Consider the following 21742-nt stretch of genomic DNA (forward strand, 5'->3'; position numbering starts at 1 on the left):
CGGCAGCATCTTGGCCTCGGTCATGAAGCGCATCACCCACTGATTGGCCACGGACTCGGCCAGCGGGCCATGGGGCTCGCCGCGCGGCGGCACCCAGCCGGCGCTGCGCTCCTGCGTGGCGCCGCACTCGGCAAACGGGCTCTTGCCCAGGGCTTCTTCAAGCTGCTGCAAATCGCCCTGCCAGCTCTCGGCAATGCGATAGACGATCATGTTTTTGAACATAGCGAACCTTTGCTCGGACGGACTGCGGCTGCGCCGCAGCAAGCGGTGTGCAACACCGGGCTGCGCCGCCTCCATCCAGAGGGAGAAAACAGAAAAAACAGCAGGGGCGCCATGCCTTGGCGCCCCGCCCGGTCATTGTGCATGCCTGGCACCGGACGGCGCTGCACAAGCTTGTCAATTCTTTACAAGCCGTGCGCAAAACCTCACTGCCCCGATACATCGGACGACCACACTTCAATCATCCGCTGCACAGGGCTCGCCAAGTGCCTTGACGGCGGCCTTCAGTCACCCTCTCCAGAAAGGATTTTGGAATGACCACCACCTTCCGCCGCACCCTCGCCAGCGCCGCCGCTGCCACCGCCTTGCTGGCATCGTTCGCCCTGCCCTCGTACGCCCAGACCGCCGCGCCGGCAGCACCGGCTGCAGCCACCACGCCCAAGCCCGAACGTCCCATGCACAAGCCTGGCGAACGCCGAGAGCACATGCAGCAGCGCATCGCCAAGCTCAAGGCCGAGCTCAAGCTCACGCCGGCCCAGGAGACCGCATGGAACACCTATGCGGCCACCTTCAAGCCCGGCGAGCGTCCCCAGCGCATGGAGCGCGAGGACTTCGCCAAGCTGACCACGCCCCAGCGCATCGACAAGATGCGTGAAATGCGCGCCCAGCGCGCGGCCGATGCCGATCGCCGCGGCGAAGCCACCAAGGCCTTCTACGCCCAGCTGGATGCCAGCCAGCAAAAGACCTTCGATGCCGCCACGCTGCACAAGGGCCACCCCGGCCACCACGGCATGGACCACGGCCCGCGCCATGACCACAAGAGCGGCCAGGCCCGCCCTGCCCCGGCACCCGCCCAGTAAGCAGCCACCTGGCCTGCCCGCCACCAGCGGGCAGCCGGATTGCTTGCGCCAGCCCTTGCACGGACGCTTTGTCAGGCGACCGACAGTGCAAGGGCTTTTTTGCTGACGCCCCGATCTTCACCAGCCTCCCTAGAGTGTTACAGGCACAGCAACGTGTGCCGCCCCCGGAGAAGATCATGGCCCTCAAAATCATTCAAACGACGCCATCCAGCTACCAGAGCCTTGCCAAGACACGCATCCATCCGCCAGCACGCCTGGCAGCGACCGTGATGCTGGCCTGCGCAGGCGCTGTCCTGCCGATGGCGACCCAGGCGCAATCCTTGGCGCCGGAATCCTCCCCCTCCATGTACCTGCAATATGGCGCAGCCGAGCGCAGCGCCGACAGCTGGACCCTGGGCGTTACCGTGCCCTGGCGCAACTGGCGCCATGCGCTGTGGGGCGGCCAGCTCAGCGGCTACTGGGATATCTGGGGCGCGCGATGGTCCGCCCCCCTGGAAGGCAGCCACCGCAGCACCTGGGTGGTGGGCATCAATCCCACGCTGCGCTGGCGTGGCAGCAACGGACAGTCGCCATGGTTTGCAGAAACCGGCGTGGGTCTGAGCTGGGCACTGAACCGGCGCTACGTCACGGACGAGAAGGAATTCCCCACGCGCTACAACTTCGCCACCCATATCGGCGTGGGCTACCTGTTTGGCAGCCAGGGCCAGCATGAGCTGGTGCTGCGGCTGGAGCACCATTCCAACGCAGGCATCAAGAAACCCAACCCCGGCGAAAACTTCCTGCAGCTGCGCTACGCCCACCATTTCTGACCACGGTTGCGGATCCCGGCAAGACCACCTTCGAGGTGGTCTTTTTTTGTCCTCAGCCGCCCTGTGGAAAAACCTGGGCATAAAAATCTCGTAAATCCATGTTTATCCACAAGGAAGATGCGCCATGGAAAGTTGTGCCCAAAACGAGTGCAGCAGCGAAGCTGCATCCACCACAGGGTTTGAAGTGTCTTAAGTTGTTGATTTTTATAAGACAAATTCAGTTATCCACAATTAAGCACTTCACTTACTACTACTACTAATTAAAAAATAAGAGAGATAGGAATAACAGCCAAGGGCGGTTTTTCACAGCGGCAAGACCGTTCTGGATAAAAAAAGGCAGCCGATCCATCAGAAAAAAAGCCTGTCAACAGGTCACAGCGCTGGCAGACCATGTGCTCATCCATGTCTGGCAAGCCTTCTTTTCATCTGGGTAAACCAAAAAATCCTTATAGATCAACAACTTGAATTGCAATGAAGGAAAAAATGCACATCGCACGAAACTGTGGATAGATGAAGACCAACTCAACAGTTATCCACAGAAAAAATCGAAACAGGCAAACTATCCCCGTTCGGGAGACACCGGGAACAGGGCTTTGATCACATGTTTTTCAATCGGGCAAGGCATTGTTTTTTTTGAGGAATAGTGAGTTATCCACAGAGATGTCATGCCTCTACTACTACGACTATTCTTTATAAGAAGATCAAAGAACAACCGAAGGCGAAGTCACGCGGGAAGCGAAGGCCGAACGGTTTTTCAAAAAAACAGACGTGCCAGGTTGTCTGGAGCCTGGGCATGTCCAGACGAGGGACTGCTCCAGCGAAATTGGCGCGCCTGTGTTCAAAAAAATTCCGGATCGATTCACGCGCCATGGCCGTATGCACGAAGACGCACAAAGACAAGACTTCCTCGCGGCCTCGCAGGAACGCTGTGGAACGGCCGCTTTTCCACAACGGGCTGTGCACTGGACGTGGAAGACTTCAGGAAAACGCGGCCTGCCAGGCGGACGCAAGCGGATGCGCCAGAGGCAGTGTTCGTCCATTCAAAAAAATTCAACCCCTTGTTGCCAGCCTGCAAGAGGACTGCGCATCCAGATCAGGAGCAGCAGATCCAGTCCAGGCAAGGGCAATCACGAAAAGTGATGGCTGCTGGCGCACCAGCGCAAGAGGACGTGAATCAGCCCGAGCGGTTCAGCGGCCTGCAGAGGACCGTGGGGGCTTGGCAGCTGTCAGGCCCTGGGTTGCCCGCGCAAGCGCGTCCTGGGCGTTCTGCAGGCCTGTTGGCGGGTACGGCCGGGTCGGGGAGCTGGCACGGTCTGCGAGATCCAGCGGTAGCCAGCGGGATCCGGGACCGTGCTGCAGAGGGCATGCAGGGAGATGCGGGAGCCGGGAAATACGGTTGCCCACAGGCTGTGTGCAAGTGGCCTGTGGGCAATCGGCAAGCTCGCTGATTGAAAAAATCAGCCGTAATCAATGACTTGCGTATGCAAAGGAATGCAGTGGCGACAGGGTACTGCCTGTTTTTCGCATGCTTTCCACAGGGTCCGGTTCAGCGTGCCGGGCGGCGCTGCAAGGCAAAGGGCGGCAGGCCCTTGAGCAGCTGCTGGCCATAGCTGGTGTTCACCAGGCGCCGGTCATAGCAATACACATGGGCCTGGTCTTCCTCGGTGCGTATGGCGCGGCCCACCCACTGGGCCAGGCGGATCGCCGTGGCCGGCACCACCAGCTCATTGAAGGGGTTGCGGCCGCTGCTGCGCAGCCATTCGGCCCGGGCCTCGCCCACGGGGTCATCGGGCGGGGCAAAGGGCAGCTTGGTGATGAACAGGGACTCGCACAGCGCGCCGGGCAGGTCCAGGCCCTCGCCGAAGGACTGCATGCCGAAGATGATGGAGGGCTCGCCCATCTCCACGGCATCGCGGTGGCGGGCCAGCAGCAGGGCGCGGGGCATGGCCGTCTGCACCAGCACCTGCGAGCGCATGGCCGTGGACAGCGCATCGACCGCCAGGCGCATCTGTTCGCGCGAGGTGAACAGCACCAGGGCGCCGGCCTGCACGTGGGACAGGTCGCCCAGCAGCGCGTCCACCATCTCCTGGGTGAAGCGGGCGGCCTCCTTGGGGTCGGCCACGGTTTCGCGCGCCACCAGGGTGCCCTGGCGCGCGTAGTCGAAGGGGCTGGGCACTTCCAGCGTGGTCACGGCCGCATCGTCGTGCAGGCCTGCCTCGCGCAAAAAGAAGTCGAATTGTCCACAGCTGGTCAAGGTAGCCGACGTGAGCACGGCACCGCGCACCTGGGACCACAGATGGTGGCGCAGCGTGGCTCCGGGCAGGATGGGGCTGGCATGGGCCTTGACCACGATGTACTCGCCATCTGTCTCCAACGTGAACCATTTGGCATTGGGAACGCGGCTACTGTCGTCATCCTGCGCTGGCTGCTGCATCAGCAGCTGGGCCGTGTCATAGACGGATTCCAGGCGGGGAGCCAGTGCGCCAACCTGTGCATAAGCTGTAGACAGCCTGCGTGCTTCCTCTGGATTGTCCTTGATGGCGGCGCGCAGTGCCTTGGAGATGGCGCGCAGCGCATCCAGAAAGCTGTTGGCATGGTGGGCGGCCTTGCCCAGAGGCTCCAGCAGGGGCTCGGGCAGCATGCCGCGCGGTGCGCGCACCCGCGCCGGCCCCCAGCTGTCCTTTTGCGACTTGAGCGTGTCGCCGTACAGCTCCATCACCAGGCGCGCCAGTTCCTGCAGCTGCTGGCGCAGCTGGCTGGCATGGCTGGGCAGGTCGGCCAGTTCCTCCACTTCGACCAAGGTATTCACGCGCAGGGCGCGGCTGGTCAGCTTGTCTATCCAGCCCAGGCGGCTCAGGTCCATCTCGCCGGCGAATTGGCCCAGCGCCGTGGCGGGCAGATGGTGGGCTTCGTCCAGCACCAGCAGGCAGTTGTCCAGCTCGGGCAGCAGCCGCGCACCCAGGGAGGACAGCAGCAGATCGTGGTTGGCCACGATGACCTGGGCGGCCACCAGGTCCTTGCGGCGCTCGTAATAGACGCAGTTGCTGAAGGCCGGACAGTGCTTGCCGGTGCAGGACGAGGATTCGGCCGCCACGGGGCTCCAGGCCTCGGTCTCGGGCGGGGTTTCCAGAGAGTCGCGGTCGCCGTCCCAGGCCTGGGACGCCAGCGCGTTGGCCATGCTTTTGTAGAACTGCATGCGCGCCTCCAGCTCCTGGGCCGGGCGTGCCACGCGGCTTTGGGCCTGCGCCTTTTCTTCGGCGAACAGATCGTCCAGATCCTCGTCCTGGGCCTCGCCGGTGCTGGCCAGCCGCTCCAGCTTGAGCTTGCAGACAAAGCGGCCCCGCCCCTTGGCCAGCGCGAATTTGAAGGGCTGCTCCAGCTGCTGGGCCAGCGCGGGCAGATCCTTGTTCACCAGCTGTTCCTGCAGGGCGACGGTGGCCGTGGAAATCAGCACCCGGGTGCCGCGCGCCAGCGCCATCGAAATGGCGGGAATGCTGTACGCCAGCGATTTGCCCACCCCCGTTCCGGCCTGCACCACGGCAATGGACCGGGTGGGCTCCGGTGCGCCCTCATCGATTTTTCCCAGCTGGGCCTGGCTGAAGGTCTGCGCGATCTGGGCCGCCATTTTTCGCTGCCCCTCACGATTTCGGAACCCTGGGATGGCCCCGACCACGTCATCAAAGGATTTCAGGGCCTGATCAGCCCATTTTTTTTCATGCATTTCGGCGTGTTTTGACCAAATGGATCATCTTGGTCCATCTGTTTATAAAGATTCGTACAGTGATATGTATTAAATAAGATGCGAAATCTTATGAAATACCGCGCACAAAGCGCGTTTTTCGTATGCCGTACAGCCTACAAGCTGCCCGTCATATGGATCACTGAACCCGCCAATCGCATGTGTGCACAGGTGGGTATCGGTCACCGGGATGGACATCTGTCCACCGGCTGTTCCTGGATTGTTCCCATGGCCGTTGATGGCCATGCGCGTGGCCGCATCCACAGTCTTGCCCACAGCGGCCAGGGCGTTCGGCCTGTGATCAATCCTGTGTGCATGTTGTTGGCATGCTTGTGGATTGATTGGGTGATTGTCGCAATTCACCGTTGATTTGCAACGGATTTTTCATGAGTTCAGGTTCCACGCGATTTCCAGAAGATGGTGGAAGTTGTCACCACTGTGGAAAACAGGGCCTGTGCAGATCTTTGGCTTTGCAGAGCGTGTTTTTCCCCGGGATATCCACAGGTCTGCGGCCGCTGCGGCTGGGGCCTTGGTCCACCGCCAGGCGGCAGGTCCGCGGCGGCGCAGCGGATCGCGCTGGTTCTCGAAAAAGCGCAGGCGATCCCTGCCAGGGATCGGCCCCGGGCGCCGGCCCAGGTACGCGAATGTCTTACCAAACGGTAATGAAGGCTTCACGCACGCAGGAAGGTGCGTTTTCTAGCATCTGTTTCATCTCAGGAGACAAGGGTCGGCTCGCTGCAGTCCCTGCGCTCCAGGCATGGATTGAAGGGGCAAGAATGATCAAGACATTTGCGGGCCTGCCCAAGGCAGCCCGGTTTCCGGCGGCATCGGCATGCGCTGTCATCGCCGTGGCCTGCCTTGTGGCGGGCTGCGATGCATCCAAGGCATCGGCACAGAACGAACCTGCCGTGCAGGCGCCCGCGCCGGCCGGCGTGGTGCGGGTCAAGCCCGAGTCGCTGAAGATGCTGGACATCGCCGTGGTGGCCGATCCGCAGGGCACGCAAATGGCCTGGGCGCCCGCGCGCGTGACCTTTGCCGAGGACCGCGTGGCCACCGTCTCGGTGCCGCTGGCCGCGCGCGTGGTGTCGGTTCGTGCCCACGTGGGTGACATCGTCAAGGCCGGCGACGAGCTGGCCACCCTGGTCAGCCCCGAGGCGCTGCGCGTGCGCTACGAGGTGGAAGCGGCCCGCAGCGCGCATGACGTGGCAACCGTGGAAGTGCGGCGCCAGCAGACCATGGTGGACAAGGGCGTGGGCGTGGAAGTGGATCTGCGCGCGGCCCAGGCCAAGCTGCGCGAGTCGGCCCAGGAGCTGGCGCGTGCCCAGGGCACGTCGGCGCTGCTGGGGCAAGGTGGCGGCGACCGGCTGGTGCTGCGGGCGCCACGCGCCGGCGTGGTGGCCGAGCGCAAGGCCGTGGTCGGCGCCTCGGTCGAGCCCAGCGGCGAGCTCTTCCTGATCGGCGATCCCGCCGCCATGAACGTGGTGGCCGATGTCTTTGAAAGCGATCTGCCCGGCATCCGCCTGGGCAGTGCCGTGCAGGTCGATGTGCCGCAGCTGCCCAAGCCCCTGACCGGCACGGTGCGCCACCTGGGCGCCACGCTGGACAAGGAGTCGCGCCGCGCCTCCGTCATCGTGCAGCTCGATGCGCAAAACCCCGTGCTGCGTTCCGGCATGCAGGCGCGCGTGGGCCTGCAGGTCTCCAACGAGCACGAGATGCTGATCCCCGTGACGGCCGTGCTCATCAAGGATGAAAGCCGCAGCATCGTCTTCGTGCAGACCGGCGAGCAGCAGTTCGAGGCCCGCACCGTGGTGCTGGGCCGGCCCTCGCGCGGCATGGTGCCCGTGGTGTCGGGCCTGAAGTCGGGTGAAAAGATCGTCGTGCGCGGTGGCCTGCTGCTCGACGGCGCAGCCAGCCAGCTGCTCTGATCGCGGCCAGGAGACTCATCAATGCTGCGTTCCCTGATAGCGTTTGTGGTGCACCGGCGGCTCGTCGCCCTGTGTGCCACCCTGATCATCGCCATCTATGGCGTGTACTCATACCTGCACACGGCTATCGAGGCCTATCCCGATGTGACCAATGTGCAGGTCGGCGTGATTGCCCAGGCGCCCGGCCTGGCTCCCGAGGAGGTGGAGCGCCAGATCACCCAGCCGCTGGAGCGCGAGCTCAACGGCACGCCGGGCCTGGTGTCGCTGCGCTCGGAGAGCTACTTCGGCCTGGCCATGATCAACCTCGTCTTCAATGACGATGCCGACAGTTTCCATGCGCGCGCCGAGGTGTCGCAGCGCCTGCCCCAGGCCAATCTGCCCGACGGCGTCACGCCCGAGATGGCGCCCGACTACACGCCGCTGGGCAAGATCTTCTACTACCGCCTGAAGAGCGACCGCCACACGCTGGCACAGCTGCGCACCGAGCAGGAATGGCGCGTGGTGCGCACCCTCAAGCAGGTGCAGGGCGTGGCCGACGTGGTCAGCATCGGCGGCTTCGTCAAGGAGTACCACGTCGAGGTGGATCCCGAGAAGCTGTATGCGCTGGGACTGTCGCTGGAAGACGTGAGCGATGCCCTGTCCAAGTCCAACCGCAACGTGGGCGGCGGCCTGATGCGCCGGGGCGAGCAGTCGCTGATCATCCGCGGCATCGGCCTGCTGCGCACGCCGCAGGAGATCCAGGGCGTGGTCGTGGCCATGCGCGGCAGCGCGCCCGTGACCATTGGCGACGTGGCGCGCGTGGTGCAGTCGCACACGCCGCGCCAGGGCTCGGTGGGCATGGACGATGCCGACGACGTGGTCCAGGGCATCGTGCTGCTCAAGCGCGGCGAGAACCCCTCGGTGGTGCTGGACCAGATCCATGCCAAGGTGGCCGCGCTCAATGACGGCGGCCTGCCCGAGGGCATGCACATGGAGACCAACTACGACCGCTCCGATCTGGTCGGCCACACGCTGGGCACGGTGCAGCACAACCTGCTGTTCGGCGCCACGCTGATCGTGGGCGTGCTGTGGCTGTTCCTGCGCAGCCTGCGCGGCTCGCTGATCGTGGCCACGGTGATCCCGCTGTCGCTGCTGGTGGCCTTCATCGGCCTGCACCTGCTGGGCATGCCGGCCAACCTGATCTCCATGGGCGCCATCGACTTCGGCATCATGGTGGACGGCGCCGTGGTGCTGGCCGAGAACATCATCCGCAACGCCCGCCTGCGCAAGCCGCAGACGCAGGCGGACATGCGCCACATCATCATCGACTCGGCCGTTGCCGTGGCCAAGCCCACGCTGTTCGCCATGGCCATCGTGATCGCGGCGCTGATCCCCGTGTTCTCGCTGGAAAGCATCGAGGGCCGCATCTTCCGTCCGCTGGCCATGACCTACAGCTTCGCGCTGCTGGGTGCCCTGGTCTTCGCCATGGGCCTGGTGCCGGCGCTGTGCGCGCTGTTCCTCAAGCCCCAGCACGTGATGGTGGAAGAGCCCAAGATCTTCGACCGCGCGCACCACGGCTACCAGCACTGGATCGGCACCCTGCTGGGTGCCGGGCGCCGCCGCGTCATCGTCATCGTCGGCTCGCTCGCCATCCTGGTGGCAGCCGGCCTGTCGGCGGCCTGGCTGGGCACGGAATTCCTGCCCGAGCTCGATGAGGGTGACGCCTATGTGCTGGTGCAGATGCCGGCATCTATCTCGCTGGAAAAGGGCCAGGAAGTGCTGCGCGACGTGCGCCTGCGCCTGAAGACCTTCCCCGAGGTGATCACCGTCACCACCGAGCAGGGCCGGCCCGAGTCCGGCACCGACAACGAGACGCTGAACCTGGCCAAGGTGCTGGTGCGCCTGAAGGGCCACGGCGAATGGCGCAAGGGCCTGACCAAGCCCCAGCTCATCGAGCAGATGCGCGCCACGCTGGGCGAGATTCCGGGCGTGTCGTTCAACTTCGCCCAGCCCATCCGCGACAGCGTCGAGGAATCGACGTCCGGCGCGCGCGGCCAGGTGGTGCTCAAGGTCTTCGGCCCCGACATTCCGCAACTGCGCGCCATCCTGCAGCAGACCGTGGACCTGGTGAAGGACATCGACGGCGTGGTCGATCTGGGCCTGTACCGCGATGCGCCTGCACCCCAGGTCCACGTGGAGTTCGACCGCCAATCGCTGGCGCGCCAGGGCATTGCCATGGAGACCGCGCAAAAGACGCTGGAGGCGGCGCTGGCCGGCAACATCTCCACCACGCTGTGGGAGGGCGAGTACCCCGTGCCCGTGCGCGTGCGCCTGCCCTATGTGGACCGCATGGATGAGGAGCGCATCCGCAACATCGCCATCCCCCTGCCCAACGGCGGCTCGGTGCCGCTGCATTCGGTGGGCCAGGTCGCCATCAAGATCGGCAACTCCTCCATCTTCCGCGAAGGCAATGCGCGCTACATGGCGCTCAAGTTCAACGTGGAAGGCCGCGACATCGGCTCCGTGGTCAAGGACACGCTGGCCACGTTCAAGAAGAACGTGAAGATCCCCGAGGGCTACCAGGCCGTCTGGGGCGGCGAGTGGGAGAACCAGCAGCGCGCGGCCGCACGCCTGAAGATCGTGGTGCCGCTGTCGCTGATCATCGTCTACGCCCTGCTGTTCGGCGCGCTGGGCCAGGCGCGCAGCGCCGGCATCATCTTGCTGTGCGCGCCCTTCACCATGGTGGGCGGCATCGCGGCCCTGCACTTTGCGGGCATCGAGCTGTCCATCAGCGCGGCCATCGGCTTCATCGCGCTGCTGGGACAGGTGGCGCTGGCCGGCCTGCTGGTGATCTCGGCCGTGGAGGAATTGCGACGGCAGGGCATGCCCATGATGCAGGCCCTGGTCGAGGGCGCTGCCGAGCGCATGCGCTCCATCGTGCTCGTGGCGCTGCTGGCGCTGCTGGGCCTGCTGCCCATGGCGCTGTCCACGGGCGTGGGCAGCGAGACGCAAAAGCCCTTCGCCTCCGTGATCGTGGGCGGCATGGTGGTGCTGCCCCTGGTGGCCCTGGTGCTGCTGCCCGTGCTCTATGCGCTGCTGGGCCCCAAGAACATGTTGACGCAGGAAGAACTCGATGAAAAAGAGTGATAGCCCCCTGAGCGGCTTCGCCGCTTCCCCCTCTCTCGCTTCGCGGGAGGGGGACGACGCCATCGCCGCGAGGCGGCTCTTGCTTGGCGTCTCTGATTTGGGCCGCGTCGGTTTTGCGGGTCGTTCACCTTATCGGGCCCTGTTTGTGGCTGTGGCGCTGTGCTGGGGGGCGGGTTCTGCGCTTGCGCAGCAGGCTGTGCCCGCTGTACCGGGCGGGTCGGCTGTGCCGGCCATCACTGCGGCGCCTGCCTCCGAGGTGGCTCCGGCGGCTGCGCCGCAGCAGCCGGTGGGGATGCAGGAGTATCTGCAGATGGTGGTGCGCAACCAGCCGCAGCTGGCGGCGCAGCGGCTGCAGATCGGGATTGCGCAGGCAGACAGCCGCACGGCGGCGGCGTTTCCCAATCCCACGGCGTCGTACAGCAGCAAGCCGGGCGAGAAGCAGTGGGGCATAGAGCAGCCGCTGCCCATCTTCGGCCAGCGGCGTTTGCGCATGGAGAACGCGCGCAAGGGCGAGACGGCGGCGCGTGCCAATGTCGAGGTGGCCGTGGCCACCACGCTCAACGATGCAGCCACGGCCTTCATCGACCTGCTGATGACGCAGCAGCGCCTGAAGGTCTGGGAAGAGGCGCAGGAGTCGCTGAACGGCGCAGGCAATATCGTGCGCGGCCAGATCGAGGCCGGCGCGCGCAGCCGCTATGACGGCGCGCGCCTGAGCCTGCAGCAGGCCCAGATGGCCATGCAGGTCAGCCAGGCCCAGTCGGACTGGCAGGACGCCGCCTCGCATGCCGCCGCCCTGGCCGCCCTGCCCCAATGGGCGCCGCGCGCCACGGGCAGCCTGCAGGCCGTGCCCGTGGGCCAGCTGCTGCACGAGCAGGAGCTTTGGGAGGCCGCGCGCCAGCGCCTGCCGGCCCTGGTCGCTGCCCAGGCCGAGCTGGACCAGCTGCGCCACAAGGTCGAGCTGGAACGCCGCGAAGCCCTGCCCACGCCCAGCGTGAGCGTGGCGCGCGTGCGCAACCGGCTTGACGGCAACTACAACCAGATCGGCGTGTCGGTGGAGCTGCCGCTGTTCGATCGCCGCGAAGGCCCCATCGCGCGTGCCCAGGTGGAGGCCGAACAGGCCCAGCTGCGCTACGACGCCGCGCTGATCGAGGCGCGTACCGAGCTGCAGCGCGCCATCAAGCAACTGAAGCTGCGCCGCGATGCCGTGCGCGCCTACGAAAAGCAGGGCCTGGCGCAGATCGCGCCGCTCAACCAGATGGCCCAGGACGCCTACAAGCTGGGCCAGGGCTCCATCCTGGAGCTGATCGATTCGCTGGGATCGATCAACGAGCACCGCCTGGAGCACCTGGACCTGGTCAAGGAAATGATGCTGGCCGAGTGGCAGGTGCGCGTGGCCAGCGGCGATCTGCCGATGTGGGCAGCGCCCTGAGGCGCTTGACGCCCTTCCCCTCCTGCTGTGCGGGAGGGGCGGTCGGACCCTGGGTGGCACCCCACGGTGTGCCTGGTCCGGATCACGCCAGTTTCATGCGGTGCGATGCCGCGCAGCGCAGCCCAAGGCTGAAAAGAGGTGGTAAACATGCCGGCACCCCCACCGATCTCGGCGGAGTCTGGCGCGCCGTATAGTGTCTGCCTCAGTTTCGAGTCAGGCCCTGCCGCCCGCATGTACCGCTATCTCATCATCGAAGACGACGCGCTGAACGCGCGCTACATCGCCGAAGGCCTGCGCCAGCAGGGCGCGCAGGTGGCGGTGTGCAGCGATGGTGTGCAGGGCATCGCCATGGCCGTGGGCGAGAGCTGGGATGTGATCATCCTCGACCGCATGCTGCCCAACGGCTTCGACGGCCTGCAGATCCTGCAGACGCTGCGCTCCATGGGCAAGCAGACGCCGGTGCTGGTGCTCAGCGCCCTGTCGGCCACGGACGAGCGTGTGCGCGGCCTCAAGGCCGGCTGCGACGACTACCTGACCAAGCCCTTTGCCTTCTCCGAACTCTCGGCGCGCCTGGAGGCCCTGGTGCGCCGCGCCCAGATCCCGGCCCCTGCGCGCGAGATGCGCCTGGCCGACCTGCGGCTGAACCTGCTCACGCGCAGCGCCGAGCGCGCAGGCCAGCCGCTGGCGCTGCAGCCGCGCGAGTTCCGCCTGCTGGCCTTTCTGATGCAGCATGCGCACCAGATCGTCACGCGCACCATGCTGCTGGAGTCGGTGTGGGACTACCGGTTCGACCCGCAGACCAATGTCATCGACGTGCACATCAGCCGCCTGCGCGGCAAGGTGGACAAGGGCTTCGAGCCTGCGCTGATCCACACCGTGCGCGGCGTGGGCTACAGCCTGTCGGACCGGCCGCAGGACCTGCCGCAGGTGGCCTGATCCCATGTCGCTGGCCAAGCCCTGGAGCTCCACGGCCTTCCGGCTGGCGCTGACCTACGGCGTGCTGCTGGTGCTGACCATGTCCATCGTGCTGTCGGTGTTCTACGTGCAGACCGTGGGCGTGCTGCGCATGCGCATGGATCGGCAGGCCGAGAACCACATGCGCCGCCTGGTCGAGCACCGCGACAAGTACGGCGAGCCCGCGCTGGAGGCTGAGATCCAGCAGACCCTGCTGGACGGCGTCAACACCGATACCGAAATCCTCATCCTCATGGATGGCGACGGCAATCCCATCATCGGCAACGCCGACGTGGTGCCCGCACGCCGCCTGACGGAGATGGGCGTGCGCGATCTCAAGGTGCGGCGCAACGGCCGCATCATCGCGGGCCGCGTGGCCGTGGCCCAGCTGTCCGACGGCAAGCTGCTGGCCGTGGGCAGCGACATGCAGGTGCAAAGCGATGTGGAGGAACTGTTCGGCCGCGCAAGCCTGCTGGCCGGCCTGGTGGCCCTGGGCATGGCCGTGCTGGGCGCCGGGGCCTTCCGGCGGGTGGTGGAAGAGCGTGCCGCCGACATCCGCAGCACCATGGCGCGCGTGGCCACGGGCGACCTGCGCCAGCGCATTCCGGTCACGCGCCGCGACGATGAGTTCACGCTGCTCAACCGCGACATCAACACCATGCTGGACCGGCTCGAACTGCTGATGGACGGCATACGCCATGTCTCCAACACCATCGCCCACAACCTGCGCACGCCGCTGACGCGCATCCTGCTGCGCCTGCGCAATGCCCAGCAGGCCACGCCCGAGGAAAAGAACGAGACGCTGGCGCTGGTGGCCCAGGAAGTGGCCGAGCTGGGCGTGGTCTTCGACAAGCTGCTGCAGATCGCCGAAGTGGAAAGCGGCGCCAGCCGCAAGAACTTCGCGCCCGTGGACCTGCGTGCCCTGCTGGTCGACGTGGTGGAGTTCTACGAACCGCTGGTCGAGGACGCAGGCGGCGTGCTGCGCCTGGAGGTCGAGGGCACGCCCATGGCGCTGGGTGACGGCGACCTGCTGGCCAGCGCTGTGGCCAACCTCGTGGACAACGCCATCAAGTACGGATCACTGCCCGACAGCGACCACGGCGCCGACATGCTGCTGCGCGCGGGCGTGGCCCACGAGCACGGCATGGACGGCGGCGCCTGGGGCGTGGAAATCATCGTCCAGGACCGAGGCCCCGGCGTGGACGCGCAGACGCGCGAGAAGATGAGCACCCGCTTTTACCGCGCCGAATCGGACCGCGAAGGCTATGGCCTGGGACTGGCCAGCGTGCTGGCCATCGTGCAGCTGCACGGCGGCAAGCTGGGCTTCGAGAACATGCATCCGGGGCTGCAGGCAAGGATCTGGCTGCCCGGGTTGCCCACGGCCTGAAGCCGTTTCAGCGGTCCTTGTGACCGTAGGCGCAAAAGCCGGGCTTGGGCCCCTTCTTGGGGTGCAGGCGACAGGTTTCGGGCCGCTTGTCGTATACCGTGCAGCGCCGCGACTTGGCATCCAGGAAATTGCAGTCCCCGCTGGCGCGCCGCGCCATGGTGAAGATGTTGTGCTTGGGGTTGTAGTGGTCGATCAAGCGCATCTTCATCAGCCGCTTGGCGATGAGCTTGGGCTCCACGTTGTCCACCTCGAACGGATCCACCAGCTCCAGCCGCACCAGATCGGGCAACTGCACCTCCAACGGCATGGTGCAGCAGTTGGCCGCACAGCTGTCGCACATGCCGGGCTTGTATTTGCTCCAGGAGTCGAGGCGGTCGACGTCGACGATGCTGATGGGGGATCTCATGGGGTGCGCATTGTGCACCGTTGCGGCATCTGGAAGTTGTGCAGGGCCTTAGGTTGCCGGTAAATCCTGGGGCATCGGGAAGCCCAGCCAGTTTTCAACGGCCTGCAACACCGCCGCACGCGGCAGGAATTCCTGTTCCAGGCGGCCTTTCTCCAGCGTGCGCAGGTGCTGGTCCAGCGCGGCTTCGTCGGACCTCAGTGCGTCGGGTGGCGGGGTTTCGGCATGCACGGGCTCAGCGACTGCAAGCCTTGAGTGGGTGTGGAAACTGGCCAGATCCATCAACAGCGCGTGCAGATGGGGCAGGTGCCGGCGCGCGCTGGCCAGCATGGCCAGGCCCCAGGTGTCCATGTCACCCCAGTAGGCGACGTTGCAGCCCAGCAGCCATGGGGCGTCAAGCCACCCGAGGTTCAGGCCCGCGCCCAGGATGGCGATGGTGTCCGGTATCGGCTTGGGCAGTTGGTGCAGACATCGGTCGTTTTCAATCAGCAAAATGCGTTTTGCTGGCAAGGCCGTGTCATGCAACTCACTGGCTGTGATGCGCATTCGCTTGAATGGCAGCAATCCTTCTGCCAAAGGTGCGACCAGCAGCCAGTGCTCTCCTTCCTGGCTGGCTCCGAGGAAGGAGGCCAGGCCTTGGCGACTGGCTTCGCCCTCAAAGCGTACGTCGAGCAATGCTTTGAGCAGGCTTTCGTGATGTTCGAAGAACTTGCTGTCGTTTCCTGCAATAGCCAAAGCGCGCAGCGGCATTCCCTGCGCGCACCCAGGCTCCAGTTGTGTGGCCATTTGCACGGCTTGCACCACCTGCTCGGCAGGAAGATGCCGCCACAAAGCCAGGCGGCGCACCAGCAGTCGATGGAACATGGGATCCACTTCCGTCAGCACACTGGCCAGCGCTCGGTAGTCTGCGTGAATATCCGTGTGACCCGAGGCTCGCAGGGTGGTGATGGACGTCATCCAGTCGGACGGGCGCTGCAGGATCCAACGCGCGGGAATGTCGATAGGCGATGCGCCACTGCGGTACTGCCGACTGCGCCATTCAACCAGGCCCGGTCCGTGCTCGTGGATGCGCCTCCATTGCTGCAGGTGTTCGCGCAACTGCGCGCTGTCGTGCTGGAAGCTGTGCGCATCTGGCGCACCGATGGCCAGTTGCAAAGGCCATGCGCAGGGGCCGCCTAGCAGGCGCTGTTCACGCCAATTGGCAGACTGCCATTGGTTTGCCAGCAGATTTGCCAGCTGCTGCGGGGATTTCATGGCGCATGCTGCGCACCGGCGCGCAGGTGGGCCCTGTCATGCAGCTCTTGCCAACTGAGCGAAGCCAGCGTGGCTTGCTGGCCTCGGCGGTGCACCACGACCGCTGAGCGGGTGTGATTGCGCAGCAGACGCAGTTCCTTGTTGGGCGTGACGAACAGCGCATGCAGCCCGAATTCGCGCAGCGCCTGAATGATGCGTGCTGCCACCGCCTGCGAGCTTTTGGAGAACGCCTCGTCCAGCACGATGGTGCCGAATACCGGGCGATTGCGTCCCGAGGGACACAGCGCGTAGCTCAGTGAGGCGGTGAGCACATAGCTGGCGATGATTTCCTTTTCCCCTCCGCTGCCGCCTTGCGAGCCGGTGCGCCGCTCCAGCACCTGCCCGTTCGCTCTGTCCAGCACCTGTACGGCGAATTGCAGCCGATAGCGTGCATCCAGCAAGGCCTGCGCGGCCTTGGTGCGGCGATTGGCTGCGTGTTCGCGCAGCAGCTCCACCATGTTGCGCAGCGCCTGGTAGTGGCTGCGGCCTTCGTCATCGCGCAACCGCTCCGAACGCAGCTCGGCCAACGCCTTGTGCAGGTCCTGCAGGCTTTGGTGCAGTACGGGCTGGGGATTGAGTTGCAGGTAGCGGCCGGGCTGGAAATCGACCCGCGCCAGCGTGCGGTTGAGCTCGCCTATGCGTTCGGTGATTTCGGTGACCTGTGTTTCTATGTTGCTGAGCAATGCGTTGACACCTTGCTCGGACGTGGTGTTGAGATAGTCCTGGAAGCGCTGGCGCTTCTCGGGCAGGGCCTCCTCCTCCAGCACGCCAAGCCGTTCCAGGTAGTGGGAAAGAGCTTCGATGTCCTGAGTTTGCTCGGCCAGTGCGCCGCTGTCTTCCCTTTGGGCCTTGCTCATCTGGCGAATGATGTCCTTGTGCAGTTCGGCCAACTTGGTGCGTTGCGTTTGTGACAGCCCATAAACTTCGTTCAGAGTGTGCCGCTCCTGGCTGGCAAGGCGGTCACAGTCGAGCGCGGGCATGCCTCCGGGCAGCAAATTTTCCAGACGGTGGCCCAGTTCGTACACGCCAGCGTCCGGGTCCAGCCGCGCCTTGTACTCTGCCAGCCGCTTTTCGGTGCTGGTGTGCCGCTCTTCGAGTCCGGCGTGCTTGAGCCTGGATTGCAGCAGCACATTGTCCGCATCCTGTCGGTGCTTTTGTGCGTCTGCCCAGCGCTTCTTGGCCTGGGCCGTATCTGACTGAGGATCCAGCAAGGCCTGCAGATGCGACTGCAGTCCTTGCAGCCTGGTCTCGATTGCGGCCGCATCCAGATCTTCAAAACGCAATTCTAGAAGCCTGTGCCACAGGCCCTGCAAGCTGGAGCATTCGGAATGAGTTGCCACTGCCGCCTGCTTTTGTTGATCCAGGGCTTGCCACTGCGCGGACTGCTCGTGCACTTGCCGTTCCAGCTGGGCCAGCCGGTCGCGGTTGTCGAAGCCGGTCATCCAGTCCTGGTCGATGCGCTTGTGGTCCTGCTTGTCGAAATGCAGTGCCTTGCCGGACATCAGTCCCTGCTGTGTCATCGCATGCGGTGTGCGCCGCAGCGCCTCGCTGTTTTCCACGCAGTGCCGGTCAAGATCCGCCAACAACCTGCGCAATGCACTTTGGTATGCGTGCGGCTTGAGGTTGAGCAGGCGGCAAAAGCCATCATCCCAGAATCGAACGGGCTCCTGAGGGTCGCGCACCTCCAGCAGCCGCACGTGCAGGCGGTTGTGGCGCTGGTTCACCCAGTCCAGAGCGGCCTGCATGTCCTGCGGCGGCACCATGATGCGCAACCGCTGGCTGCCGATGGCGCGTTCGATGGCACCGCGCCAAGCCTGCTGGTTCTTCTGGACTTCGATCAGCTCGGCGACGAAGGGCAGGTCCTCGGGCGCACGTTGCAACTGCTGTGCCAGTGCGGCGCGAAACTGCTGGAATTCCGTGGGCAGGTTGGAGCCTGGGCGCAGCCGTACCGCATGGAGTTCGGTCTGCAGCTGCTGAAGCATGCCGTGGGCATTGCGCTCACTGGTGACTGCGTCCTCGGCTGCCGCTAGAAGTTCAGCCTGCCGAGCCTCCAGCTGTTGCAGTGCAGGTTGCGCCTGTTGCTGGTGCTGTGCCAGCAGGGACGCGTTGAGAGAGGCTGTGCCGGCGTCCAGACCCAGATTGCGCGCCAGCTTGCGGTAGCTGGCCAAATGGGCCTGCTTTTGCCCCAGCACCGCTTCTTGCGTGGCGATGCTTTGCTCCAGCAGCTTGATGTCGCCGCCTCCGGAGCGCAGGTAGATTTCCAGCAAGCTCTGCTCATGGGCGCTGGCTTTGTCCAGTGCCGAACTATCGGTGTCTACCTGCTGCTGTTGCCGTTCCAACTGCTCCTGTAGCTGTGCGGCGCGATCGCCCCAAAGTTGCACGCCCTGCGTGGCAAACCATTGCGGCAGCGCCGCCTCGAGTGTGCGCAGTTCCTGCATGTGCAGTTGCTGATCCTGCTCCTGCCTTGCCAGCTCGCGCAGCGGCAACAAAGAAAGGTATTGCCGGTTGGCCAACTCCAGATCCGCATGGATGGAAGCCAGTTGATCAAAGCTGTCGGCAACGGCCACTGCCTCGTCGAACGCCGACTGGTCGTCGAGCACCAGCTCCCGGAAAATTTCATCGATGCTGTTGAGCTGCTTGAGGCCGGCAGCACGGTTGAGCAGCGTGAAGGCATTGGGGCCCACTTCGAAGAAACTTTGCAGACGTGCCAGATACGGGGATTTGCTGGTGAAGATCTGCAGGCCTTCGCAGCCTTTCTCCAGCCTGCCGAGAGCGCGTGCACCACCGCTGTGGTGTTCTTCCAGCCAAAGATCCAGGCTGTGCTGCGGGCCCTGCGCAAAGAACCATCGCCTTGTCATATCGCTGGCTGACGAGCTGCTGCCGTCGAACCAGAACAAGGCGCCGATAAACACCGATTCGCCATCTGTCCGTACCAGCCGGGCGGCGATGCCGGTCACGCTGCGTCCGCTGCGTGCCAAGTGATCGTTGCCGTCTCCGGAGTGCCCTGGGCCACTGGCGCCGCGCACGTAGGAAACCAGATCCCGGTCGCTTTCATGACCTCCGGTGGAAGCCAGGTTGTAGCGAGGGTTCGCGCACAGCAAGGTCATCAATGCGTCGATCAGCGTGGTCTTGCCGCTGCCTGTGGGGCCGATGATGGCTGTATTGGCGATGTCTATGCCGGCCTGATGGCGACCCCCAAAGGCGCCCCAGTTGTACAGGTCCAGCTCATGCAGGGTGTAGCTGGAAGCCGGTGCCAGGGTTGTCATGTTCATTCCTCCTGGTCGGTTTCAGCGTTTGCAGCGCTTGCATTCGCCAGTTCCCGCAAGCGCTGCAAGAGCGCTTGCAGGTTCTGCGGATTGGCAAGGTGCACGATCATCGGCCGGATGGTCAGCTTGTCCTGCGCATCGATTTCCGACACCACGCCATGCGCCCGCAGGTTCTCCAGCAGGTTGACCAGGCGCTTGCGTTCCTGCATGTCACTGCCGGTGTTGCCCAGGTAGATTTCGAGCTGGGGCAACAATTGCTCCAGACCGATCTGCACCCGCACCCCGATGCCACCTTCCTGCTCGCGCTGCAGGAACTCCCGCCGAAGTATGGCCAGCAGCAGCGATTGATCCAGTGTCAGCCTCTGGCGCCGCACCAGCGGGTGCGACCAGTCATCTTCCTCGGCGTCGTCGGGCTGGTAGCCGGCCGGAATGACCACGAAGGCCAGGCCGCGCACATCATCGACTCGCACCTGCAGATCCAGCGGCTCCAAAAGTGCATTGACGCGCGTCATGTCGCTGGTGATCTGGCGAAACAGGTGAGGCTTGCTGCCTTGCTCCAGCAGCCCGGCCTTGAGCAATTCCTGCATGGCGCGGCGCAGTGCAGGTGGCGTCGCGTGCGTATCGCTTTCCGGCTCGACTGCTGGCGCATTGGCGTCGGTTGACAGGGCTGACGCTTCCGCCGTTGGGGCGCTGGCCCATTGGTCGAAGATGTCGTTGGCAAGGTTGTCGTGAGGCATTACAGCTCCCAATCAATTTGCTGGAGCAGGTCGGCATCCAGTGCTACGCGCGGGGCGCTGAACTGCCACGGCTGGCCTTGGTCTTCGGTGGTGATGTATTCGGTGGCATCGTCCAGCTGAATACCAGCCTCGCGCGCCATGGCCAGCCAAAGTGTGAGGGTCTCCAGATCGTGCTCGCCCGGTGGCAGCGCCCGGGCCAGGTCTGACAGGGTCAGCGGCTCTCCCCTATGCACCAGCACTTGCAGGGTCCGCTGCACAAGGGCCTGGCGGTCCAGTCCCTCGAAAGCCTGCCAGAACTCGTCTTCGATCTGATCCAAGTCGGCGTATTGCGTGGTCAACAGCAGCTCGGAATTTTCGTCGCCTTCCAGTGATTTGACGCGCAGCCGCTCGATCAGGGGAAGACCACCCAGTGCCAGGCCCAGTGGCGGCAGCGGTGCGGGCAGACGCCGCATGGCCTGGCGCCGCCAGTCGATCTGCAAGGCCTGCTGCAGCACATCGTTGAGCAACTGGCCCACGCGCTGGTTCTCTGCCGCCTGGCCGGTTTTGAGGAACTGGCTGACCTCGCGCTCGCTGCGTGCGCGCACTGCCTGAACGACCTTGGCCTCCTTGAGCAATTGCTGCACCAGAAGGCGCAGCGCACTGTGCTGCAAATCATCCAGCGCCTGCGGGGCGGCGCCGTGCTCCAGGATCCGCAGAATGCGGGTGCGCATCTCGGCCAGTTCACTGCGGTTGGCCAGTTGCTGGTGAAAGCTGTCGAAAACCCGGCCTTCCTGCGTATTCAGCAGACTGGCATGGCCATCCAGCAATTGGTCCATCACGGCGCCGCGATGGTATTGCGCGCTGATGATGGCCTGGCGCAGCGTGCGATCGGCCTCGCGCCAGGAATCCTCGACCCGGCGGAAATCTGCCTGCAGGCTGGTAGCCAGCGCATAGATTTCGCGGATGCCTTCTATGGCCTGCTCATCGGTCAAACGGTGGACCCGGCCCGCTTGCACATCCTGCAGTTGCTGTTGCAGATCATCAATGCGGCGCTGCAGGTGCTCGGCGCGGCTTTGTGGATTGGGGTCCAGCGCCGACGCAAGGTTGTCGATTTCCCGCTGCACCACCGCCAGGCGCGAAGCGGTGGAAGTCATCATGCGGCGATCGAGCTGCGCCACGAATCGCAGTGCGGCCTTGAGGGCATCGGTTTCAAAGATCCGGCCTTCCCGTTCCACCACCAGAGAGCGGCGGATCCATTCGCGCAGTTCGCGCCGCGACTGCGCGCCGATGTCGGCGGTGTCGATCTCGAAATCTGGCTGATTGGCATGGGCTGCCAGCATGTCTGCTAGCGCCTGCACCGCTTGATCGAAAGGCACGCCGTCGCGCTGGTGCTCGAACAGAGCATCCAGGCAACTGAGCATCAGTGGCGCGCGCCGCGAAGCCAGCAACAGCCAGGCTGGATGCTGCTGGCGTGCATGGATGTATTTCTGTGTGCGCTGCTGATTGAGGCTGGCCATGTATTCAACGATGGAATGCGGTACGGCCCCGTTTCCTTGTGAGGATTTCCTGCACCAATGGGGCAACCGATGCGGATTGACACCATAAATGATAGGACG

At 64.6% G+C, this 21742-nt stretch carries 14 protein-coding genes; 7 read left to right on the forward strand and 7 right to left on the reverse strand.

The genetic code is table 11. From position 1 onward, the window contains the following. On the reverse strand, positions 1 to 222 hold a 222-nt coding region (gene rdgC / locus ACUTR7_RS26555), incomplete at its 3' end, for a recombination-associated protein RdgC (protein ID WP_445610197.1). A 311-nt stretch (positions 223 to 533) separates the two neighbouring features. Between rdgC and ACUTR7_RS26560 the strand changes: the two genes are divergently transcribed. Both ACUTR7_RS26560 and ACUTR7_RS26565 read left to right on the forward strand, forming a co-directional pair. Continuing rightward, the gene (locus tag ACUTR7_RS26560; protein ID WP_445610198.1) at positions 534 to 1079 is read left to right on the forward strand and encodes a Spy/CpxP family protein refolding chaperone; all 546 of its coding nucleotides are present in this window, start codon (positions 534 to 536) and stop codon (positions 1077 to 1079) included. A 176-nt stretch (positions 1080 to 1255) separates the two neighbouring features. Next, entirely contained in the window at positions 1256 to 1888 is a 633-nt protein-coding gene (locus ACUTR7_RS26565; RefSeq protein WP_445610199.1) for an acyloxyacyl hydrolase, read from the forward strand. A gap of 1546 nt (positions 1889 to 3434) precedes the next feature. On the opposite strand, the gene dinG is transcribed toward ACUTR7_RS26565, so the two are convergent. Next, on the reverse strand, positions 3435 to 5609 hold the full coding sequence (dinG, locus tag ACUTR7_RS26570; RefSeq protein WP_278537847.1) for an ATP-dependent DNA helicase DinG: 2175 nt from the start codon (positions 5607 to 5609) through the stop codon (positions 3435 to 3437). A gap of 794 nt (positions 5610 to 6403) precedes the next feature. Here dinG and ACUTR7_RS26575 point away from each other — a divergent pair. The 5 genes from ACUTR7_RS26575 (at position 6404) to ACUTR7_RS26595 (ending at position 14448) form a co-directional block, all read left to right on the forward strand. Further along, positions 6404 to 7552, forward strand: a complete 1149-nt coding sequence (locus ACUTR7_RS26575) for an efflux RND transporter periplasmic adaptor subunit (RefSeq protein ID WP_445610200.1) — start codon at positions 6404 to 6406, stop codon at positions 7550 to 7552. A 21-nt stretch (positions 7553 to 7573) separates the two neighbouring features. Next, the gene (locus tag ACUTR7_RS26580) at positions 7574 to 10678 is read left to right on the forward strand and encodes an efflux RND transporter permease subunit (protein ID WP_034397505.1); all 3105 of its coding nucleotides are present in this window, start codon (positions 7574 to 7576) and stop codon (positions 10676 to 10678) included. A gap of 292 nt (positions 10679 to 10970) precedes the next feature. Then, positions 10971 to 12107: a TolC family protein gene (locus ACUTR7_RS26585; RefSeq protein WP_231890602.1), complete on the forward strand. Its 1137-nt coding sequence runs from the start codon at positions 10971 to 10973 to the stop codon at positions 12105 to 12107. 231 nt (positions 12108 to 12338) lie between these two features. Beyond that, positions 12339 to 13043 (forward strand): response regulator transcription factor, encoded by a 705-nt coding sequence (locus tag ACUTR7_RS26590; protein ID WP_017407046.1) that lies wholly within the window; start codon positions 12339 to 12341, stop codon positions 13041 to 13043. A 4-nt stretch (positions 13044 to 13047) separates the two neighbouring features. Then, on the forward strand, positions 13048 to 14448 hold the full coding sequence (locus ACUTR7_RS26595; RefSeq protein ID WP_013799933.1) for a sensor histidine kinase: 1401 nt from the start codon (positions 13048 to 13050) through the stop codon (positions 14446 to 14448). 7 nt (positions 14449 to 14455) lie between these two features. Here the strand turns inward: ACUTR7_RS26595 and ACUTR7_RS26600 are convergent, their stop codons facing one another. The 5 genes from ACUTR7_RS26600 to ACUTR7_RS26620 are packed head-to-tail and all read right to left on the reverse strand — an operon-like array spanning position 14456 to position 21643. Beyond that, entirely contained in the window at positions 14456 to 14854 is a 399-nt protein-coding gene (locus tag ACUTR7_RS26600; protein ID WP_013799932.1) for a YkgJ family cysteine cluster protein, read from the reverse strand. Between the two features lie 48 nt (positions 14855 to 14902). Next, positions 14903 to 16105, reverse strand: coding sequence for a Wadjet anti-phage system protein JetD domain-containing protein (locus tag ACUTR7_RS26605; RefSeq protein WP_445610201.1), 1203 nt, complete (start codon positions 16103 to 16105; stop codon positions 14903 to 14905). Continuing rightward, the gene (locus ACUTR7_RS26610) at positions 16102 to 19410 is read right to left on the reverse strand and encodes an ATP-binding protein (protein WP_445610202.1); all 3309 of its coding nucleotides are present in this window, start codon (positions 19408 to 19410) and stop codon (positions 16102 to 16104) included. The genes ACUTR7_RS26605 and ACUTR7_RS26610 overlap by 4 nt, the downstream gene beginning before the upstream one ends. A gap of 2 nt (positions 19411 to 19412) precedes the next feature. Continuing rightward, complete coding sequence (locus tag ACUTR7_RS26615) at positions 19413 to 20147, reverse strand: DUF4194 domain-containing protein (RefSeq protein ID WP_082848253.1); 735 nt, start codon at positions 20145 to 20147, stop codon at positions 19413 to 19415. Then, the gene (locus ACUTR7_RS26620) at positions 20147 to 21643 is read right to left on the reverse strand and encodes a DUF3375 family protein (RefSeq protein WP_063327876.1); all 1497 of its coding nucleotides are present in this window, start codon (positions 21641 to 21643) and stop codon (positions 20147 to 20149) included. Before ACUTR7_RS26620 ends, ACUTR7_RS26615 begins: the two co-directional genes overlap by 1 nt. Between the last annotated feature and the right edge of the window lie 99 nt (positions 21644 to 21742).

Source organism: Delftia sp. NA_296.1 (assembly GCF_052692095.1).